The organism is Tistrella mobilis KA081020-065 (assembly GCF_000264455.2).
Classification (GTDB): Bacteria; Pseudomonadota; Alphaproteobacteria; order Tistrellales; family Tistrellaceae; genus Tistrella; species Tistrella mobilis.
Genome location: NC_017956.1, coordinates 265,055 through 282,134 on the forward strand (window position 1 = coordinate 265,055; position 17,080 = coordinate 282,134).

Sequence of the window (17,080 nt, forward strand, 5' to 3'; positions counted from 1 at the left end):
AAGGAGCCATATAATATGGTGCCTTATGAAAGATCAAGCCCGCTGCGTCGCGTTGCGGATCAGGGTCTCGACCGCATCCGGTGCAGTCACCGGCAGCATGTGTCCGCCGTCGATCAGGGTCAGCTGCAGCGCCGGCAGCTTTGCCTGCAGGGCCTGGCCATGGGCGCGCCAGTCGAGGATCCGGTCGCCGCGGGCGAAGATCATGTGGACGGGCAGGGCGATGTCGGGATAGCGGGCCGTCATGGCGGGCAGGTCGTCATTGGCCGCCACCATGTCGATCGAGGCCGAGCGGAAGGCTTTGGGCCTGAGGCCGAGCAGGCCGCCGCCGGCGATCGCAAAGTCCGCGGGAACCGGATCGGGGCCGAACACCTCGTCCAGCACCTTGCGGCCGCGGAGGAAGGACATCGGCGTCGCCATCGTCCAGGCGACCAGCCGACGGGCGATATCCGAGCGGATCGCCAGCCCCTTGAAGATGTCGGGGGGCGTCTCCTGCGGGTGGGTGAGAGCGGCGATCAGCGCCACACCCGAAATCGTCTCCGGATGATCCAGCGCCACGCCCAGCGCGATCGCGCCGCCGAGCGAATGGCCGACCAGCAGCGGCGGGCGCGGCAGCTTCAGCGCCCGGATGAAATCCGCGATCACGCCGGCCTGGGCCAGCACATTGGCGGGCGCGTCGTCGGGACGGGTGGAATGGCCGGAGCCCGGCCGGTCGACCACGATCACCCGGTGATCGGTCCGGAGCCGGCCGAGCAGGCTGTGGGTGAAGTGATGCATCTGGCCGCCGAGACCATGAACCATCACCACCGCCGGCCGGTCGTCGTCCGGGCCGGTGCCGTCGTCCAGATAGTGCAGGCGATTGCCCCGGACATCCATGAACCGGCCGCGTGGCGGCAGCGCCTTTTCCACCCGGCTGGCCGTCCAGCCGGTGAACAGGGCGAGCCCGCCGCCGGTCGCAGCCAGCGCGATGATCGTTTGCAGAAGCATCAGCCTGCACCTCCCGCATCTCTGCGCTGCCCGAAGGCAAGGTTGTCGTCGACCACCGAACCGTAGCGCAGTGCGGCCATATCGAGGAGATAGTTCTGATTGAGCCGCCAGGGCTTGCGGTCGCCCTGACGAGGCAGGTCCGCGGCTGCCCGGCGGACATAGCCCGAGGCGAGGTCGATCGCCGGCCGGGTGGCGAGGCCGGGCGCGGGCGGGCGGGGCATGAACCAGTCGGCCCCCCTGGCATCCATGCGGCGGATCAGCCGGCAGAGATGCTGCGCGGTCAGCTCGCATTTCAGCGTCCAGGATGCGTTGGTGTAGCCGAGGGCCAGCGCGAAATTGGGCACGCCGCTCAACATCATGCCCTTGTACGAGGTCGTTTCCCCCACCCGCACCGGCCGGCCGTCGACCGAGAGGGTGATATGGGCGAGCAGCTTCATCCGGAGGCCGGTGGCTGCGACCACGATATCGGCCGCCAGCTCTTCGCCCGAGGTGAGGCGGAGGCCGGTTTCGGTGAAGCGCTCGATGCCGTCGGTGACGACCGAGGCGGTGCCGGCCCGGATCGCCCGGAACAGATCGCCGTCCGGTACCAGACAGAGCCGCTGATCCCAGGGGTCGTAAGCCGGCGTGAAGTGGCGATCCTGGTCGGGGCCCAGCTGATGGCGCACGCCGGCCAGGATCTTCGACTTCACCAGCGCCGGCTTCCTGCGGGCGAGGTTGTAGAAATAGATCGACAGCAGCACGTTCTTCCACCGGGCCGCCCGGAAGGCGAGACGTTCCGGAAGATGGCGACGCAGCCAGCCTGCCGCGGCGTCCCGGGATGGCCGGGCGACGATATAGGTGGGGGAGCGCTGCAGCATGGTGACATGTGCCGCACTTTCGGCCAGGGCCGGCACCAGGGTGACGGCCGTGGCGCCGCTGCCGATCACCACCACCCGCTTGTCCCGATGGTCCAGATCCGCCGGCCAGTCCTGGGGATGGATGATGCTGCCGCGAAAATCCGCCATGCCCGGCCAGTCGGGCATATGGCCCGCCGCATAATCGTAATAGCCGCTGCAGGCATAGAGCACCCGGCAGGTGAAACGGCGCGGGCGCCGCTCGGGCCCGGCTTCCACAAGCACCCGCCAGCGGGCTGTCGCACTGTCCCAGTCGGCGGAGACGACCCGGTGGCCGAACAGGATCCGCCGGTCGATGCCGAATTCGGCGGCCGTGTCGCGCACATAGTCGCGGATCGAGGGGCCGTCGGCGAAAACCTTGTCGCCGATCCAGGGACGGAAGCCGAAGCCCAGGGTGTACATGTCGCTGTCGGAGCGGATGCCGGGATAGCGGAACAGATCCCAGGTGCCGCCGATCGCATCGCGGGCTTCCAGGATCGCATAGTCGATGCCGGGGCAGCGGGTCTGAAGGTGGTAGCCGGCGGCAATGCCCGACAGGCCGGCGCCGATCACCAGGACGTCGACGGCGCGCAGGTCAGCGGCTTCGGCCCCGGCACTGCCGGAGCCGATCGTGGTGGTGTCCATGAACGGGTATCCTCCCTGGCATCGCGGGACGGGCCGGATGCTTCGGGCGGGACCCTGCCGGTCTCTCTGATCCGCGACGGTCTGCGTGCTACGCTTGCACGAAGGTCAGGCTAAGGTGTTTACCTTAGGCGAGTCAACACGTGCCGCAGGAGGATCCGCATGGCGACGACGACAGGGCGCAGGTCGGGAACGCGACAGCGGATCCTGGAAACCTGCCGGGAGCTGTTCAACCGGCGGGGGACGGCCGACATCACCACCGCCGAGATCGCGGCGGCGGTGGGCATCAACGAGGGCAACCTCTATTACCACTTCAAGCGCAAGGAGCAGATCCTCGAGACCCTGTTCGCGGCTTTCGCGGCCGAGCTGCGCGAGGTGGCGGCGGCCGATCTGGCGGAGGGCGAGGCCGAGACCCGGGCCGCGCGGTATTTCCGCGGCTGGTTCGGCCTGATGTGGGAATGGCGGTTCTTCTACCGGGACGCCATGGTCGTCCGCAGGCTGGCCCCGGGCCTGCAGGCCGAACTGGAAACGCTGGCCGATGAGGGCCAGGCGGATCTGCGCCGGGCGCTGCGGTCGATGGCAGCAAACGGGCTGATCGTGGCCGATGACGACGAACTGGAGCGGATGATGGTCAACGCCTGGATCGTCGCGACCTACTGGATCGACTATCTGCGCATGCGTCACGGCGTCGGCGACATCACCCGCCGGCATCTCGACTGGGGCGCCTGGCAGCTGATGGGCATCTTCGAGCCCTATCTCACGGCCGAGGGTCGCCGGCTGCTGGCGGCGGCAGGCGGTGTGCGTCCCGGGCCGGTTCCGGAGGTGCAGGCTTAGTCTTCCGGGCGCAGCACCAGCCAGGTGGCGACGGGGATAAGGATGGCCGCAGTCCCGGCCAGCACCATGGTCGGTGCGCCGAGCGCCCAGGAAAGGGCCAGGCCGGCCGTCATCGCGACCACGGCCGCGATCTTCGCCTTGCGCGACACGATCCCCCGCTCGCGCCAGGCGCGGATCGAGGGGCCGTAGCGGGGATGTTCCAGCAGCCGTCGGGCGAGTTCCGGATCGGCGCGCATGAAGCAGGCGACGGCCAGAATCAGGAAGATGGTGGTCGGCATCAGCGGCAGCACCGCGCCGATCGCCCCCAGCCCGACGCAGATCCAGCCGGCGATGCGCAGCAGCCGGGCGCGGGGGTGGGCAGGCGCAGCTTCCCCATCGGGCGCGGCCGCCTCTGGCCCGCGCTCGTCGGCCGTGTCGCGCAACATCGGGTCCGGCTCCGTCGTCATGGGTGGAGAGTAGGCCGCACGGCCGGTCGCGGCAACAACCGGCCGTGCGACGATCTCCCGCAGGGACCGGGAGGCAGGCGATCCCTGCGGGCGGCGGCGGACATCCGGGTGGGCACACGGAGGAAACCACCGCCGCCGCCACCCCCCGGGGCGCAATCGGGGGGCGGGATGGCAGGTCAGGCAGAGGTCATTCGACCGCGTCCCTGAGGCTCAGACCCAGCCGTGCGGCGACCCCGGCGCCATAGGCGGGATCGGCCTTGGCGAAATGGCCGATCTGGCGGCGCTGGATGTCTTCAGGCACCGGGGCCATGGCACCGGCGATTGCGGTCATCAGGCGGTCTTGTTCGGCCTCGCTCATCAGCCGGAACAGATCGCCGGCCTGGGTGTAATCGTCATTGCCCTCGCGATGGCTGTAGCGGTCGGCCGGGCCGTCGAGCGGCAAAGGCGGTTCGCCGGCCGCCGGATCCTCGACCGGCCCGCCGAAGCCGTTCGGCTCGTAATTGGGCTGCCGGCCACCATTGTCGTCGAAGCGCATGGCGCCGTCGCGATGGGCGGGATGCGCCTGGACGACCGGCCGGTTCACCGGCAGCTGGTCGGCATTCACCCCCACCCGATACCGATGCGCATCGCCATAGGCGAAGAGCCGGGCCTGGAGCATGCGATCGGGCGAGGCGGTGATGCCGGGCACGAGATTGCCGGGGCTGAAGATCGACTGCTCGATCTCGGCGAAATAGTTCTCAGGGTTCCGGTTCAGCTCGACGACGCCGACCTCGATCAGCGGGAAATCCGCATGCGGCCAGACCTTGGTCAGGTCGAAGGGATCATAGGGTGTCTGCCGCGCCTCCGCCTCGGTCATCACCTGGATCATCATCCGCCAGCGCGGATAGTCGCCGCGCTCGATCGCCTCGTAGAGATCCGCCTGATGGCTCTCGCGGTCGCGGCCGATGATGTCGGTGGACTCGGCATCGGTGATGTTGCGGATGCCCTGCATGGACTTCAGGTGGAACTTCACCCAGACGCGCTCACCGGCGGCATTGACCAGACCGAAGGTGTGGCTGCCGAAGCCGTGCTGGTGACGATAGGTGGCCGGCAGGCCGCGATCCGAGAACAGGATCGTCACCTGGTGCAGGCTCTCCGGGCTGCGCGACCAGAAATCCCACATGGCGGTGGAATTGCGCAGATTGGTCCGCGGATCGCGCTTCTGGGTGTGGATGAAATCGGGGAATTTCAGCGGGTCGCGGATGAAGAAGATCGGCGTGTTGTTGCCGACCAGATCCCAGTTGCCCTCGTCGGTATAGAACTTGACCGCGAAGCCGCGCACATCGCGCTCGGCATCGGCGGCGCCGCGCTCGCCGGCCACGGTCGAGAACCGGATCAGCAGCGGGGTCTCTTTGCCCAGTTCTGCGAAGATCTTCGCCTTGCTGTAGCGGGTGACGTCGTTGGTGATGGTCAGCCTGCCGAAGGCACCGGAGCCCTTGGCGTGCACCACGCGCTCGGGGATCCGCTCGCGGTTGAAATGCGCCAGCTTCTCGATCAGGTGGACGTCGTCGAGCGTGACCGGGCCGCGGCGGCCGGCGGTGCGGCTGTACTGGTTGCTGGCAACCGGCGCACCGGCGGCGGTGGTCAGGGTCGGCCGGGTGATCGGGATCGCATCGTCCTTGGGCGTGCTCATGGGGTCTGCCTCCTCACATGCATCTGGCATCGGCTTCGCGCCATCTGCCTTCGCCTGTGATCCTGCGTCCCCTGCATAGATAGTGGAAATTGATTGTGGATATGTAATTCATAGTCAGTGACTATGAAAACGCCCGGCGTCAGAAGGGCCCGTCTCCCTTCAGGTCTCGGGTGAGCTGCCGGGCCAGCAGTCGGGCCGGCATATGGCGCAGGGCGAGGTTGCGCAGACGGAAGCCTGTCGACGTCGCCGGGATGAACAGCCGGGCAAGCTTGCGGCTGCGGGCCTGAAGCCGTCCGATGACCGGACGCAACCGCGCTTCGTGCTCCGTAAGAGCCTTTCCCATATCCAGCGGATGGCGCAGCAGGCATTCGGCGAGCAGGGCTGCCGATGTGATCGCCATGCCCGCTCCCTGGCCCGACAGCAGGGTGAGGCAATGGGCGGCGTCACCGAGCAGCAGAAGCCGGCCTTTCGACCAGTGAGGCAGGACGCTCATCAGCGTGGTGTCGAAATAGAGCCCGTCCGCCGGATCACGGGCATCGATCGCGGTCAGCACCGCCGGATGGGCGCCGGCATAGGCGGTCTTCAGGGCCTGGATCCTGTCTGCCTCGCCTGCCGGCAGGTCGATCCCGGTGCGCCGCCAGACATAGAGGGTGGCAAGGGAACCGTCGGCGAGGGTGTAGAACTCGGTCAGCCGGCCCGGTTGGGCATAGGACAGGAAATCGCGGCCCAGCCCCAGCGTATCGGGCAGGCGGAAGGCGGCAACGCCGTAGCCGAGCGGCTCGAACGCCACCTTGTCGGAGGCGAAGTGCCGGCGGCGGAGATCTGAGCGCAACCCTTCGGCGCCGATCACCAGATCCGCGGCGAGGGCCGCACCCGAGGCAAGCCCGACCTGGACCGGTCCTTCCTGATGGTCCTCGATCTCCGTGATCCGATCATCGAAGCGGATGGTGGCCGAGGCCGGCAGCGCACCGGCGAGTAAGTCGACCAGGGCAGTACGCGACAGGGTGATCCAGTCGATCCCCTGCAGCAGGTCGGGATAGCGGATGCGCAGCAGTTCCCGCCCCCGGCTGTCGAGATAGAGGTTCTCGTCGATCTCGCGGCTGCGGGCTTCCAGCGCGGGACGCAGGCCCATCCGGGTCGCCGTGGCAAGCCCGGGGCCCGAGAGACCCAGCATATAGCCGTCGGTACGCAGGTCAGGGGCGCGCTCGACCAGCGTCGTGCGCCAGCCGATGCGGTCGAGCCACCAGGCCGCGGTGAGCCCGGCAATGCCGGCACCGGCGATGACGGCGTGCGAGGGGGAAACGGGTCGACTGGTCATGCCGGCAGGGTCTCCGGGCGGGCGCCGTGGCGGAGCAGGCGGGGGGTGAGCAGGGCGGCAGCTGCCGCGGTGCCGGCGGCAAGGGCGAAGGTGGCGTCGAGGCCGAGAGCGGCCGCGATCAGGCCTCCCGACAGGCCGGCAACAGCCGCGATCGCGGCATCGGCACATTGCAGCAGGGTGAAGTCGACCCCGGCCTGCGGCGAGGCCGCCCAACCCATCATGGCGCTGTAGAGTGCAACGAAGCTCGCTCCCTGGATCATCGAGAGGACCAGCAGCACGGCCATTATCCAGGAAGCTGGAAGTCCGGCCGGGATCGCGGCTGCGATGGCGCCGAGGAGCACCGCCTGGGTCGCCACCAGCGGTGCCAGAAGGTGCTCCGGCGCAATGCGGCGGAGGGCGATGCCTGCCGCCACCGTACCGGCGATGCTGAGTGCCATGCCGCCCGCGCCGGTCACCAGGCCGATGGTGGCGAGCGAAACCCCGCCGTCGACCAGCAGCGGTCCCGTCAGCCCCATGGCGAGGCGCAGCCCGGCCTGGACCGCCAGCACGACTACCAGGCCGATGCGCACCGGCCGCCGCGCGAAGGCGTGACGGAGCGAAGGGCGATGGATCCCGGCGCCGGCATCGGCACCGTCGATCGCCGGCCGCCCTTCGCGCGTCATCGCCATCGGCAGGGTCAGCAGGATCATGATCGCGACCATGGCCAGGATCGCGACCCGCCAGCCGGTGTGGTCGAGCAGCACCAGGAAGGCGCCGCCACCGATCAGGGCGCCCAGATAGCCGCCGCCGACCTGCATGACATTGCCCAGGCCGCGCAATCGTGGCGGAAGCTGTTCCACGGCATAGGCATCGCAGCCGATATCGACCGTGGCGGTGATCAGGGCGGCAACCGCCAGGGCGGCAAGCACCATCGCAGGCAAGGGCGGTGCATCACCGACGGCGAGCAGGGTGATGGTCAGGATCGCCAGGATCTGGCCGCCGAGGACGATGCGCCGGCTGCGCCGTCCGCCGCCAATCGGCCGCCGAAGCCGTTCGACCGCGGGTGCCCAGAGGAATTTGAGCGCCCAGGGCAGCATCAGCAGCGAGACGAGGCTGATTACCTCATAGCCGGCCCCGCCTGCCCGCAGGCTGGTCGGCAGGCCCTGGAAGGTGAGGCCGCCGATCGTGCTCTGGGTGACATAGATCCCGGCGATGACGGCGAGTACCCGGCCGGGCGGGGTGGCGGCGGAGGGGATGAGGGCGCCCATCGCCTCAGAACCTCCAGCTGCCGGTGATGCCGATGGTGCGGCCGTCGCCGATGGTGCTGCGGATGTCGCCGCCACCGAAATCGAAACTGGAGGTGCGGTAGACCTCGTCGGTCAGATTGCGGGCGAAGACCCGGATCGCGTAGCCCGCATCGAGATCGACCTCCACCGCCGCATCGATCAGGGCGTAGGCGCTCTGGGAGAGCGTGTTGGCTTCATCGAACCAGCTGCGCGACACCCAGTCTGTCCCGAGGTCGACCGCCACGGCGCCGGGCACCGTGGTCTGAGGTACGATCCAGCGCAGCCCGGCCCTGAACGTGGTATCCGGGGCATAGGGCAGGCGTTTGCCGTCATAGGGGCCGCCGTCGAATTCCGACCGGCCAAGGGTCGCGCCGGCGCGCAACATCAGGTCGGGTGTGGCACGAAAGACAGTGTCGATCTCGATGCCGTGGCTGATCGCATCGCCCATATTGCGCAGCACCTGGGCACCCAGCGGGCCGGTATAGATCTGCTTGTCCTCGGCGGTGATCACATAAAGGGCGGCATCGATGTCCAGCCGGCCGCCGGCGGCGGTACCGCGCCAGCCAAGCTCGTAATTGGTCGAGGTCTCGCTGTCATAGGGCAGGGCATCTGCGGGGGAGGAGACGGTATGGTTGAAGCCACCGGGCTTGAAGCCGCGTGCGATGGTGGCCCAGACCCTGTGATCCGCCGCCAGCTGCCAGCCGAGCGACAGCTTTGGGGAGATGTCCGAGAAGTCGTCTTCGGCCTGAAAGCGGAAGTCGTAGGGACCAGCCCCCGGACGGTCATAACGGATTTCCGCATCTTCCCGCGACCAGCGCAGTCCGCCGGTCAGGTCGAGCACCGGTGTCAGCGCATAGGTGGCTTCGCCGAACAGGGCATAGGACCGGGTGTCGACCTCATTGCGGTCGGGGCCGTAATAGCCCGGATAGCCGGGGGTCGTGCGGGTGAAGCCGGTGTCCTGGACAAAGCCGCCCAGCACACCGTCGACGCGCGCGCCAGCCTGGAAGGCGAGGCGCAGTTCCTGGGAGAAACTGTCCTGGCTTTCAGGTGTGTTCACGGTGATGACCCGGGTCATGTCCCGGCTCTGCCAGGAGGTCACGCTCGACAGCCTGAGCGCGTCCGAGATGTCGTAGTCGCCGGCGAGCGCCAATGTGGTGACCTCGCGGTCGAGCCAGGCCCGGCCACCCTGTGTGGCGCTGTCATAGGTCCGGTCCGCGACATTCGTCTCGCGGATGTACAGTTCTTCGTGGCTCTCCAGCTCTTCGCGCGTGGCGGTGAGGGTGAGGGCGAGCGGGCCGCCGGCCGGCGCATGACGCAGCTTCAGCCGGGCGAAGCGCGAGATGCCCTCATCGATGCCGGTGGCACCGGTTGCGATGTCGTCGATCTGGCCCTGATCCTCACTCCAGCGCACCGCCAGTTCGGCCGTCAGCCGGTCGGGCACCAGCGGGCCCGAGATCATCGCTTCGGCACCGCGTTCGGGCACGCCCAGCGTGACGGCGGCACGACCTTCGACGTGATCCGTCGGTGTGCGGGTGATGACGTTGATCACGCCGCCATGGGCGTTGCGGCCCCAGAGCGTGCCCTGCGGACCACGCAGCAGTTCCACCCGTTCCACATTGACCAGCTCCTGGGCGAAACTGGCGGGATCCTGAGGCACACCGTCGACATAGACCTGCACTGAGGGATTGTAATAGTCGGGAGAGGTGACGCCGCGGATGGTGACGCCGGTATAGGCACGATTGCCGCGAGCGCGGATCACCAGGCCGGGGAAGACCCGATCGAGCTGGTCCAGGCGGGTGATGCCGGCTTCCGCAAGCTCTTCGCCGCTGCGCACCGAAACTGCCGCATCCACGCTGCCCAGGGCCTGTTCGCGCTTGGTGGCGGTGACGGTCAAGGCCTCCAGACGCTGAACGCCATCCTCGCCGTTATCCGCTGCAAGGGCCGGCAGAGGGGCAGAGATCAGCAGTGGGGCGACGAGGATCGCAGTCCGGCACCTGAACGAGCGCTTGGGCATGGCGGGTGATCCTTGGCGAGCTTGAGTGACGGGATCCGGACGGATGGCCGGTCAGAGAGGGCCCGTCGTCATCGCGCGTTCCCGTTCTCACCGCCGCCCGGATCGGGGCTCATCCTGATCGAGTCGGGACTTTCTTGCGAATCATTCTCACTTGCGGAATCATACAGGTTTCCCAGCCATCCCATGCGGAGCCGGAGCATGACGTCGCTGACGACCTGGGAGGTCGATGAGAATGCCGCGCTCAAGGCCGAGGGGATCGCAGCCATCCCAGCCTGGTTCGCCGCCCAGGCAAATGAGCCGCTCGGCGACGGCATGGCGGTCAACCGGTTCGATTTTACCGCCGAGGCCGAACAGCGGTTGCGCATCGCCGGCCCGCCCACGCTTTCGATCTCGATGTTCTTCGATGGTGCGGGCAGCCTGTCGATCGATGGCGGACGCCCCCTGGAAATCCGACCCGGCACGACGGTCCTGTATCATGCCGACCGGCCGACGGTGGGCGAGGATCTGATCCCCGCGGGTGCCCGGGTGTTCTGCCTGGATTTCCGCTACGAGGCCGGATTGCTGACCGGGCTGGGCCTCGCCGCCCTGCCGGTGCTGATCCGTGGTTTCGCAACGGATTGCAGCGTCCGCGACGTGCTGCTTCTGGGGCGCCCGACATCGACTGCGCTGGAAGCGGTGGGGCGGGCGGTACTTGCCTGCCGGCTGACGGGAGCCGCCCGGCAGGTCTTTCTCAAGGCCAAGGCGCTGGAGGCTCTGGCCTGGCTGATCGCCGAGATCGACGGAGCCCCGCCTGTGGCCACCCTGCCTGTGCCGGCGGAGCGCCGCCGGATCGAACATGCCGCCCGGCTGCTGGTCGAGCGGCATGACGAGGCCTGGACCATCCCGCTTCTGGCGCGGACGGTGGGGCTGAATGAAAAGAAGCTGAAATCCGGCTTTCGTCTGGTGATCGGACGTACGGTTCATGGGCATCTGGAAGCCGCCCGGCTCGATGCGGCGGCCCGCATGATCGAGGACGGGGCCCGGGTGATCGATGCCGCCGTGGCCGTGGGCTACACCAATCCCAGCCATTTCGCCCGCCTGTTCCGGCGCCGCTTCGGCGCGGCGCCGGCCGACTGGCGTCGGGGCGTGCTGGTGCCACAGATCGTCAGGCCGGATGTCCCGGCCCGTCCCCCCGGCAGCGGTTGACCTCGATGATCGGGTGGTGCAGGTCTGCCCGCTGCGGCAGTCGCGCGCGATAATCGTCGGGGCCGGTGTCGCCATGCGTGACCACCGAGGCGACCAGAGTCCAGGCCTGATGGCCGACCGACCAGAGATGCAGATCGACCACCTGCGTGTCGCCATCGGCCTCGAGCGCTCGTGTGATCTCGTGGCGCATCGCCTCGGGTGCCTGACGGTCGAGTAGCACACCGGCTGACTGCCGTCCCAGATCCGCCGACCACTTCAGGATGACCGCAGCCGCGAGCATGGCGGCGAGCGGGTCGGCCCAGAGCCATCCGGTCGCCCAGGCAATCCCGATCGCCGCGATCGCGGCAAGGCTGGTCAGGGCATCGGCCAGAACATGCAGCAGAGCCGCCCGGGCATTGGTGTCGAGGCCATGGCCATGGTCCTCGTCATGGGTATGGTCGTGGTGATCATGCCCATGAGCATGAGCATGACCATGACCATGTTCGTGCCCGTGATGATGGGTGAGGCCGAGTAGCGCTGCCGAGACCAGATTGACGACCAGGCCGATCACGGCCACCAGGATGGCGTCGCCATAGGCGATCGGGCGCGGATCGAACAGTCTGGCGACGGCTTCGCCCGCGATCACCAGTGCCGAGACGCCGAGCAGCAGGGCGCTGGCGAAGCCGGCAAGCTCGCTGATCTTGCCGCTGCCGAAACTGTAGCGGCGATCGAGCGCCCGGGCGCGGGTGAGCGCATAGGCGAGCGCTGCGAGCCCCAGGGCAAAAGCATGGGTACCCATGTGCAGCCCGTCGGCAAGCAACGCCATCGACCCGGTCAGCCAGCCGGTCACCACTTCGGCGACCATGGTGACGACGGTCAGCGCGATGACCGCATGGACCCGTCCTTCGACCGGGCGACGCACGGTCTGACCGAAGCTGTGGGCCGGTTGCCAGTCTTCAATCGGTCGGCTGTGCATGACAATCTGTCTTCCGGTGGTGGATGTCTGGCGGGCGGGCGGCACGCCCTCAAAGGGTCGGAGCGAAGCTGCCCAGGATCAAGAGCGGCGCGACATGCCGGCGGACGACACCGATCCGCGAGGCCATGGCCAGTATGGGCATCATCCGCGGGAAAGGATCAGCATAGGTCCAGCTGTGCTCGACCCGGAAGCCCGCAATCCCGGCCGCGAAGTCGTCCAGGCCGGCCAGCGTGAGGGCGAAGGGCATCGGCGGTGCGGTATAGCCGGGTGTCACCTTAAGGCCGCGGCGTGTCTTGCGGGAATACCAGCCGGGGATGGTGTCGAAATAAACCTGTCCGCCGGGCAGCCCTGCTGCGAGGGCCGTCAGCAGCCGTGTCACCGTCATGGTATCGGGGGCATACATCAGCAGCCCTGCTGCGCTGACGAAGCACGGCCGGTCGGTCCCGATCTCGCTGATCCAGTCTTCGGGAGTGAAGGCCGATGCGGAAATCATACGGTTGCGTGGATGGGCAGGCAGCAGACGTCGGCGTAGCGCGATGCCCTCGGGCAGGTCCAGCGTCACCCAATCCATGCGGCCGTCATCGACCCGCCAGAGCTGGGTCTCCAATCCTTCGCCCAACGACAGCACCCGGATCGGGCGGTCATGCAGGGCGGCGAAGTCGCGGATCAACCGGTCGCCCAGCTTCGCCCGGATCGTATGGGCGGGGTGCGGGCGGCCGAAACGTCCGACGAAGTCGTAATTGATGCGGCGCAGCAGGTCCGCCGCGCGCGGATCGTCGAGCAGTTCTTCCCGCGGCACCCGCCCGGTTTCCGCCAACCCGACGCGATGCCAGAGCGGCCAGAGCATGGTCTCGGGTACGCCGTCGAGGGAGATGGCGATGCGACCGCCGGTATCGCCGGCGGTGGACGGGAGGGGTGTCATGGGAGCCTCGTCAGGGGATGATCCCGAGCCGGCATGCTCGCATCATATGCAAATAATAATCAATCGCAGATTTTGCCCGGAATCGGGCGGCTGATCCCGGATCCGGATCATGTGCTCAGCCGTCGACTGGTCTCACTTCCGGGGGAACGGCGCCGCGACAGACACGGCCCATGGCAGTTGCATCGGCATCACCCGCCCCACGGCGCCAGACGAGGCCGATCCGGCGATGGCCGGCCTCACCTTCAACCGGGCGGAAGATCATCCGCCGCTCCCCGCCCCGCTGCCAGGCATGGGCTGCGAGGGCGGGCACCAGGGTGGTGCCGAAGCCGGCGGCGACCAGCTCGCGCAGGGTCTCCAGGCTGGCGGCGCGGAAGTCGTCACCGCCGGGGCTGGGGCGGGCACAGGCGGCCAGCACTTGGTCGCGCAGGCAGTGACCGTCGGAAAGGACCAGCAGCCGGGCCGCGGTAAGCTCCGCTTCGCTGATTGCGGGCGCCTCGTCGGGCAGGGGGCGGTCGGTGTCTGCGGGCTCGACCGCGAAGAAGCCTTCGTCGAACAGCGGCGCCGCCTGCCGGCCGCGCAGTTCGACCGGCAGCGCGACCAGGGCGGCATCCAGCCGGCCGTCGTCGAGCAGCCCCAGCAGATTGTCGGTCAGATCCTCGATCACCACCAGGTCGAGCCGGGGGTGTGCCTGCTTCAGCGCCGGCAGCAGGCTCGGCAGCAGATAGGGGCCGAGGGTGGGGATCGCCCCCAGCCGGTAGGGTCCCTCCAGCGGCTTCGCCCGGTGCCGGGTCAGTCGCAGGATCGCCTGCTGTTCCGCCAGCGCCCGGCGGGCATGGGTCACGATGCGCTCGCCGGCCGCCGTCAGCCGCACGCCCTTGCGGCTGCGCTCGACCAGTTCCACGCCCAGATAGTCCTCAAGCTTGCGCAGCTGGGCGCTCAGGGTGGGCTGGGCGACGCCTGCGGCCGCGGCAGCCCGACCGAAATGGCCGTGATCGGCGATGGCCACCAGATATCTGAGTTCGGTCAGGGTCATGGGGGTGGGCTGGCTCCGTGACGATCGGGACTGCCTATCGTGTCGATCCGCATTCGCCTCTACAAGTCCGGGGCGTGCTCCTGTATATAAGAGTGAAACTTAGATTCATTCCAGTAGATGGAGTGTCCCGCCCATGTCCGCCGATCGTGATCCCCGCATCGTCTCCGATCCGCGAAAACCCGCCACGGCCCGTGCTGGCCGTATCGCTGCTGGCCGTATCGCTGCCAACCGCATCGCTGCGGGCCTGGCTGCGGCACGATCCGGCCTGCCCGCCACCATCGCGGCACTCGCGGTGGTCGTGCTGGCGGCCGTTGCCGTCACGGCCGTGCTGGACGGCGCCGAGGCGGCGGTGACGCTTGGCCTTGCCGGCTGGCTGCCGGTCGCCATTGCAGCGATTGCCGTCGGTGGCGGTGGCTCGGGACTGAAGCGGCGCATGATCCGCGGTTATGGGTTCACGGCGGTCCTGCCGCTGCTGCCGCTTGCGGTGGGCGTGGCGCTTGCCTCGCACGGCAGCCTCTGAGCCTGGAAGCTCTTGTTCTCGGCCCTGAAACGTGGATGATGCCGGCGAGTATGGGACCATGCGCATTCATGGCGCTTTCCCCGCCGTTCAACAGCCGTCGTCCAACACACAGGGACCTCCGTCCGATGTCCAGCGCCCAGCGGAAGACCGCCATCCGTATCAGCCGTGCCGAGGATTTTCCGGCCTGGTTCCAGGAAGTGGTCAAGGAAGCCGAGATGGCCGAGCCCTCGGGCGTGCGTGGCTGCATGGTCATCCGCCCCTGGGGCTATGGCGTCTGGGAGCAGATCCAGAAGCGCTTCGACCAGCGCATCCGCGAGACCGGCCACCAGAACTGCTATTTCCCGATCTTCATCCCGCTCGACCTGATCGAGAAGGAGGCGGCCCATGTCGAGGGCTTCGCCAAGGAGATGGCGGTCGTCACTCATCATCGTCTGGTCCAGAAGGACGGCAAGCTGGTCCCCGACGGACAGCTGGAAGTGCCGCTGGTCGTCCGCCCGACCTCAGAGACCGTGATCGGCGAGGCCTTCGCCCGCTGGATCCGCAGCTATCGCGACCTGCCGCTGAAGATCAACCAGTGGGCCAATGTGGTCCGCTGGGAGATGCGGCCCCGGGTCTTCCTGCGGACCAGCGAGTTCCTCTGGCAGGAGGGGCATACCGCCCATGCCACCCGCGAGGAGGCGATGGACGAGACCGCGACCATGCTCGAAGTCTATCGCGAGGTGGTCGAGGACTGGCTGGCGGTGCCGGTGATCCCGGGTGAGAAGCCCGAGAGCGAGCGCTTCCCCGGCGCGGTGGAGACCCATTGCATCGAGGCGATGATGCAGGACGGCAAGGCGCTGCAGGCCGGCACCTCGCATTTCCTGGGGCAGAATTTCTCCAGGGCCGCCAATATCCAGTTCCAGACCAAGGATGGCGGGCTCGAATTCGCCTACACCACCTCGTGGGGTGTCTCGACCCGGCTGATCGGTGCGCTGATCATGACCCATTCCGACGATGACGGCCTGCGGCTGCCCCCGGCCGTGGCGCCGGCGCAGATCGTGATCCTGCCGATCATCCGCGACGAGGCGAGCGAAGCCCAGGTGATGCCGGCGGTCGAGGCGCTGGCGAAGCGGCTGTCGGGCGAACGCTATCTCGACCTCCCGGTGCGGGTCGAGGTCGACCGCCGCGACATGAATGCCGGTGAGAAGCGCTGGTCGTGGATCAAGCGCGGCGTGCCGGTGATCCTGGAAGTGGGCCCCCGCGACGTCGCCTCGGGCTCGGTCGCGGTCACCGAGCGTACGGCGCTCGACCAGAAGAAGGCGATCCTGCCGCAGGACGAGCTGGTCTCGGGCATGTCGGACCGGCTGGCGGCGATCCAGAAGCGGCTCTATGACGAGGCGGCCGCCTTCCGCGAGACCCGGATCCGCACCGACATCACCGATTACGAGGCCTTCCGCGCCTTCTTCTCGAAGGAGGGCAGCGACTTCACCGGCGGGCTCGGCTTCGTGCGGGCCCCCTGGTGTGGGACGCGGGAAAGCGAGGCGAAGCTCGACGATCTGGGCGTCACCATCCGCTGCCTGCCCTATGACCAGGGTGATGTGGCGGGCAAGGCCTGTGTGCTGACCGGTGCGCCTGCGACCGTGGAAGCCATCTTCGCCAAGTCCTACTGATCGGCGTCCTGTTGATCGGCACGGCCCTGCGGTGACCCTGCATCGCCGCAGTAATATTGCGCTGCACCAGAGCCATTCCTTCGGAAATTCCGCGAGGAATGGCTTTTTCTTTGCGATCCGGAAAAATCCTCCGGACGGGCAGGGCGGGGGCTGCTATCGTTGCAGAAGGCCATGACCGGCCGTGCGACCGCCAGGCAGGCATCCGCAATATGGACGATTTCGCGCGTCAGTTCGAAACCGACATCCTTCGCTTGGCCTACGCCTATTGGCGTGGGCTCTGCGGCGACGCCGGCATGCCGCTGCGGCGCCAGATCGATCCGCTCGATCTGCGCCGGCTGCTGCCGAACCTGTTCATCTATGACGTCGTCCGGGCAGAGGATGGCAGCTGGGACTACCGCTTCCGTCTGGTCGGGACGCGGATCTCAGAAGCCCATGGCGGCGATCATCGCGGGCGGCTGCTGCGCGATGTCCATGGCGATCAGTGGTCGCGAATCGAAGAGGATTATCACGGCGTGGTCCGCACCGGGCGGCCGAATTTCGCCCGCCGCTCTGGTTTCGCCATCGGCAAGGACTACGTGACCTATGAACGCATCCTGCTGCCGGTGAGCGATGCCGGCGATCGTGTCGATGCCCTGTTCGGTGCCGCCCATTACTGGATGGGGTGATGTGGAGGCCGCGACGTCGTGTCGCGTGTCACGCGACGAAACGTGCGCCCATATTGAGGATTGCGCATCCGTCCCGCCAGTTTCCGGGATCCCTTCCGCAGTCC

The 17,080-nt window shown here is 68.0% G+C and carries 15 protein-coding genes; 5 read left to right on the plus strand and 10 right to left on the minus strand.

The features are described from left to right. Positions 1-33: 33 nt before the first annotated feature. Together TMO_RS01290 and TMO_RS01295 are read right to left on the minus strand one after the other, a co-directional pair. Positions 34-984, minus strand: coding sequence for an alpha/beta fold hydrolase (locus TMO_RS01290; RefSeq protein WP_014743770.1), 951 nt, complete (start codon positions 982-984; stop codon positions 34-36). Continuing rightward, positions 984-2,501, minus strand: coding sequence for a flavin-containing monooxygenase (locus TMO_RS01295; RefSeq protein ID WP_014743771.1), 1,518 nt, complete (start codon positions 2,499-2,501; stop codon positions 984-986). Before TMO_RS01295 ends, TMO_RS01290 begins: the two co-directional genes overlap by 1 nt. Positions 2,502-2,660: 159 nt before the next feature. Between TMO_RS01295 and TMO_RS01300 the strand changes: the two genes are divergently transcribed. Continuing rightward, the gene (locus TMO_RS01300) at positions 2,661-3,332 is read left to right on the plus strand and encodes a TetR/AcrR family transcriptional regulator (protein ID WP_014743772.1); all 672 of its coding nucleotides are present in this window, start codon (positions 2,661-2,663) and stop codon (positions 3,330-3,332) included. Here TMO_RS01300 and TMO_RS01305 read toward each other — a convergent pair. The 5 genes from TMO_RS01305 to TMO_RS01325 all read right to left on the minus strand — a co-directional run bounded on the left by TMO_RS01305 (position 3,329) and on the right by TMO_RS01325 (position 10,047). Beyond that, positions 3,329-3,757, minus strand: coding sequence for a YbaN family protein (locus tag TMO_RS01305; protein WP_014743773.1), 429 nt, complete (start codon positions 3,755-3,757; stop codon positions 3,329-3,331). The genes TMO_RS01300 and TMO_RS01305 overlap by 4 nt on opposite strands. 208 nt (positions 3,758-3,965) lie before the next feature. Then, on the minus strand, positions 3,966-5,450 hold the full coding sequence (locus tag TMO_RS01310) for a catalase (RefSeq protein ID WP_014743774.1): 1,485 nt from the start codon (positions 5,448-5,450) through the stop codon (positions 3,966-3,968). A gap of 139 nt (positions 5,451-5,589) precedes the next feature. Next, positions 5,590-6,768 carry an FAD-dependent monooxygenase gene (locus TMO_RS01315; protein ID WP_014743775.1) on the minus strand — a complete coding sequence of 393 codons (1,179 nt, stop codon included), beginning with the start codon at positions 6,766-6,768 and terminating at the stop codon, positions 5,590-5,592. Then, entirely contained in the window at positions 6,765-8,015 is a 1,251-nt protein-coding gene (locus TMO_RS01320) for an MFS transporter (protein WP_014743776.1), read from the minus strand. The genes TMO_RS01315 and TMO_RS01320 overlap by 4 nt, the downstream gene beginning before the upstream one ends. 4 nt (positions 8,016-8,019) lie before the next feature. Next, positions 8,020-10,047 carry a TonB-dependent receptor gene (locus tag TMO_RS01325; protein ID WP_014743777.1) on the minus strand — a complete coding sequence of 676 codons (2,028 nt, stop codon included), beginning with the start codon at positions 10,045-10,047 and terminating at the stop codon, positions 8,020-8,022. A gap of 198 nt (positions 10,048-10,245) precedes the next feature. On the opposite strand from TMO_RS01325, the gene TMO_RS01330 reads away from it, so the two are divergent. Further along, entirely contained in the window at positions 10,246-11,232 is a 987-nt protein-coding gene (locus TMO_RS01330; RefSeq protein WP_014743778.1) for a helix-turn-helix transcriptional regulator, read from the plus strand. Here TMO_RS01330 and dmeF read toward each other — a convergent pair. From dmeF to TMO_RS01345, 3 genes are all read right to left on the minus strand, one after another. Then, on the minus strand, positions 11,192-12,187 hold the full coding sequence (dmeF, locus tag TMO_RS01335; RefSeq protein WP_014743779.1) for a CDF family Co(II)/Ni(II) efflux transporter DmeF: 996 nt from the start codon (positions 12,185-12,187) through the stop codon (positions 11,192-11,194). The two genes, TMO_RS01330 and dmeF, sit on opposite strands and share 41 nt — an antisense overlap. 49 nt (positions 12,188-12,236) lie before the next feature. Further along, positions 12,237-13,109, minus strand: coding sequence for a class I SAM-dependent methyltransferase (locus TMO_RS01340; RefSeq protein WP_014743780.1), 873 nt, complete (start codon positions 13,107-13,109; stop codon positions 12,237-12,239). Between the two features lie 115 nt (positions 13,110-13,224). Further along, positions 13,225-14,142: a LysR substrate-binding domain-containing protein gene (locus TMO_RS01345; RefSeq protein WP_014743781.1), complete on the minus strand. Its 918-nt coding sequence runs from the start codon at positions 14,140-14,142 to the stop codon at positions 13,225-13,227. 133 nt (positions 14,143-14,275) lie between these two features. Between TMO_RS01345 and TMO_RS01350 the strand changes: the two genes are divergently transcribed. From TMO_RS01350 to TMO_RS28930, 3 genes are all read left to right on the plus strand, one after another. Continuing rightward, entirely contained in the window at positions 14,276-14,662 is a 387-nt protein-coding gene (locus TMO_RS01350; protein ID WP_014743782.1) for a hypothetical protein, read from the plus strand. A 125-nt stretch (positions 14,663-14,787) separates the two neighbouring features. Beyond that, complete coding sequence (gene proS / locus TMO_RS01355; protein ID WP_014743783.1) at positions 14,788-16,311, plus strand: proline--tRNA ligase; 1,524 nt, start codon at positions 14,788-14,790, stop codon at positions 16,309-16,311. A gap of 209 nt (positions 16,312-16,520) precedes the next feature. Next, complete coding sequence (locus tag TMO_RS28930) at positions 16,521-16,976, plus strand: PAS domain-containing protein (RefSeq protein ID WP_014743784.1); 456 nt, start codon at positions 16,521-16,523, stop codon at positions 16,974-16,976. The last annotated feature ends 104 nt before the right edge of the window (positions 16,977-17,080 follow it).

Coding starts and splice junctions, on each gene's coding strand:
- TMO_RS01305 (WP_014743773.1), bottom strand. CDS start 3,757: ATGTTGCGCGACACGGCCGACGAGCGCGGGCCAGAGGCGGCCGCGCCC.
- TMO_RS01350 (WP_014743782.1), top strand. CDS start 14,276: ATGTCCGCCGATCGTGATCCCCGCATCGTCTCCGATCCGCGAAAACCC.
- TMO_RS01325 (WP_014743777.1), bottom strand. CDS start 10,047: ATGCCCAAGCGCTCGTTCAGGTGCCGGACTGCGATCCTCGTCGCCCCA.
- TMO_RS01345 (WP_014743781.1), bottom strand. CDS start 14,142: ATGACCCTGACCGAACTCAGATATCTGGTGGCCATCGCCGATCACGGC.
- TMO_RS01320 (WP_014743776.1), bottom strand. CDS start 8,015: ATGGGCGCCCTCATCCCCTCCGCCGCCACCCCGCCCGGCCGGGTACTC.
- TMO_RS01295 (WP_014743771.1), bottom strand. CDS start 2,501: ATGGACACCACCACGATCGGCTCCGGCAGTGCCGGGGCCGAAGCCGCT.
- TMO_RS28930 (WP_014743784.1), top strand. CDS start 16,521: ATGGACGATTTCGCGCGTCAGTTCGAAACCGACATCCTTCGCTTGGCC.
- TMO_RS01290 (WP_014743770.1), bottom strand. CDS start 984: ATGCTTCTGCAAACGATCATCGCGCTGGCTGCGACCGGCGGCGGGCTC.
- TMO_RS01340 (WP_014743780.1), bottom strand. CDS start 13,109: ATGACACCCCTCCCGTCCACCGCCGGCGATACCGGCGGTCGCATCGCC.
- TMO_RS01315 (WP_014743775.1), bottom strand. CDS start 6,768: ATGACCAGTCGACCCGTTTCCCCCTCGCACGCCGTCATCGCCGGTGCC.
- TMO_RS01300 (WP_014743772.1), top strand. CDS start 2,661: ATGGCGACGACGACAGGGCGCAGGTCGGGAACGCGACAGCGGATCCTG.
- TMO_RS01310 (WP_014743774.1), bottom strand. CDS start 5,450: ATGAGCACGCCCAAGGACGATGCGATCCCGATCACCCGGCCGACCCTG.
- dmeF (WP_014743779.1), bottom strand. CDS start 12,187: ATGCACAGCCGACCGATTGAAGACTGGCAACCGGCCCACAGCTTCGGT.
- proS (WP_014743783.1), top strand. CDS start 14,788: ATGTCCAGCGCCCAGCGGAAGACCGCCATCCGTATCAGCCGTGCCGAG.
- TMO_RS01330 (WP_014743778.1), top strand. CDS start 10,246: ATGACGTCGCTGACGACCTGGGAGGTCGATGAGAATGCCGCGCTCAAG.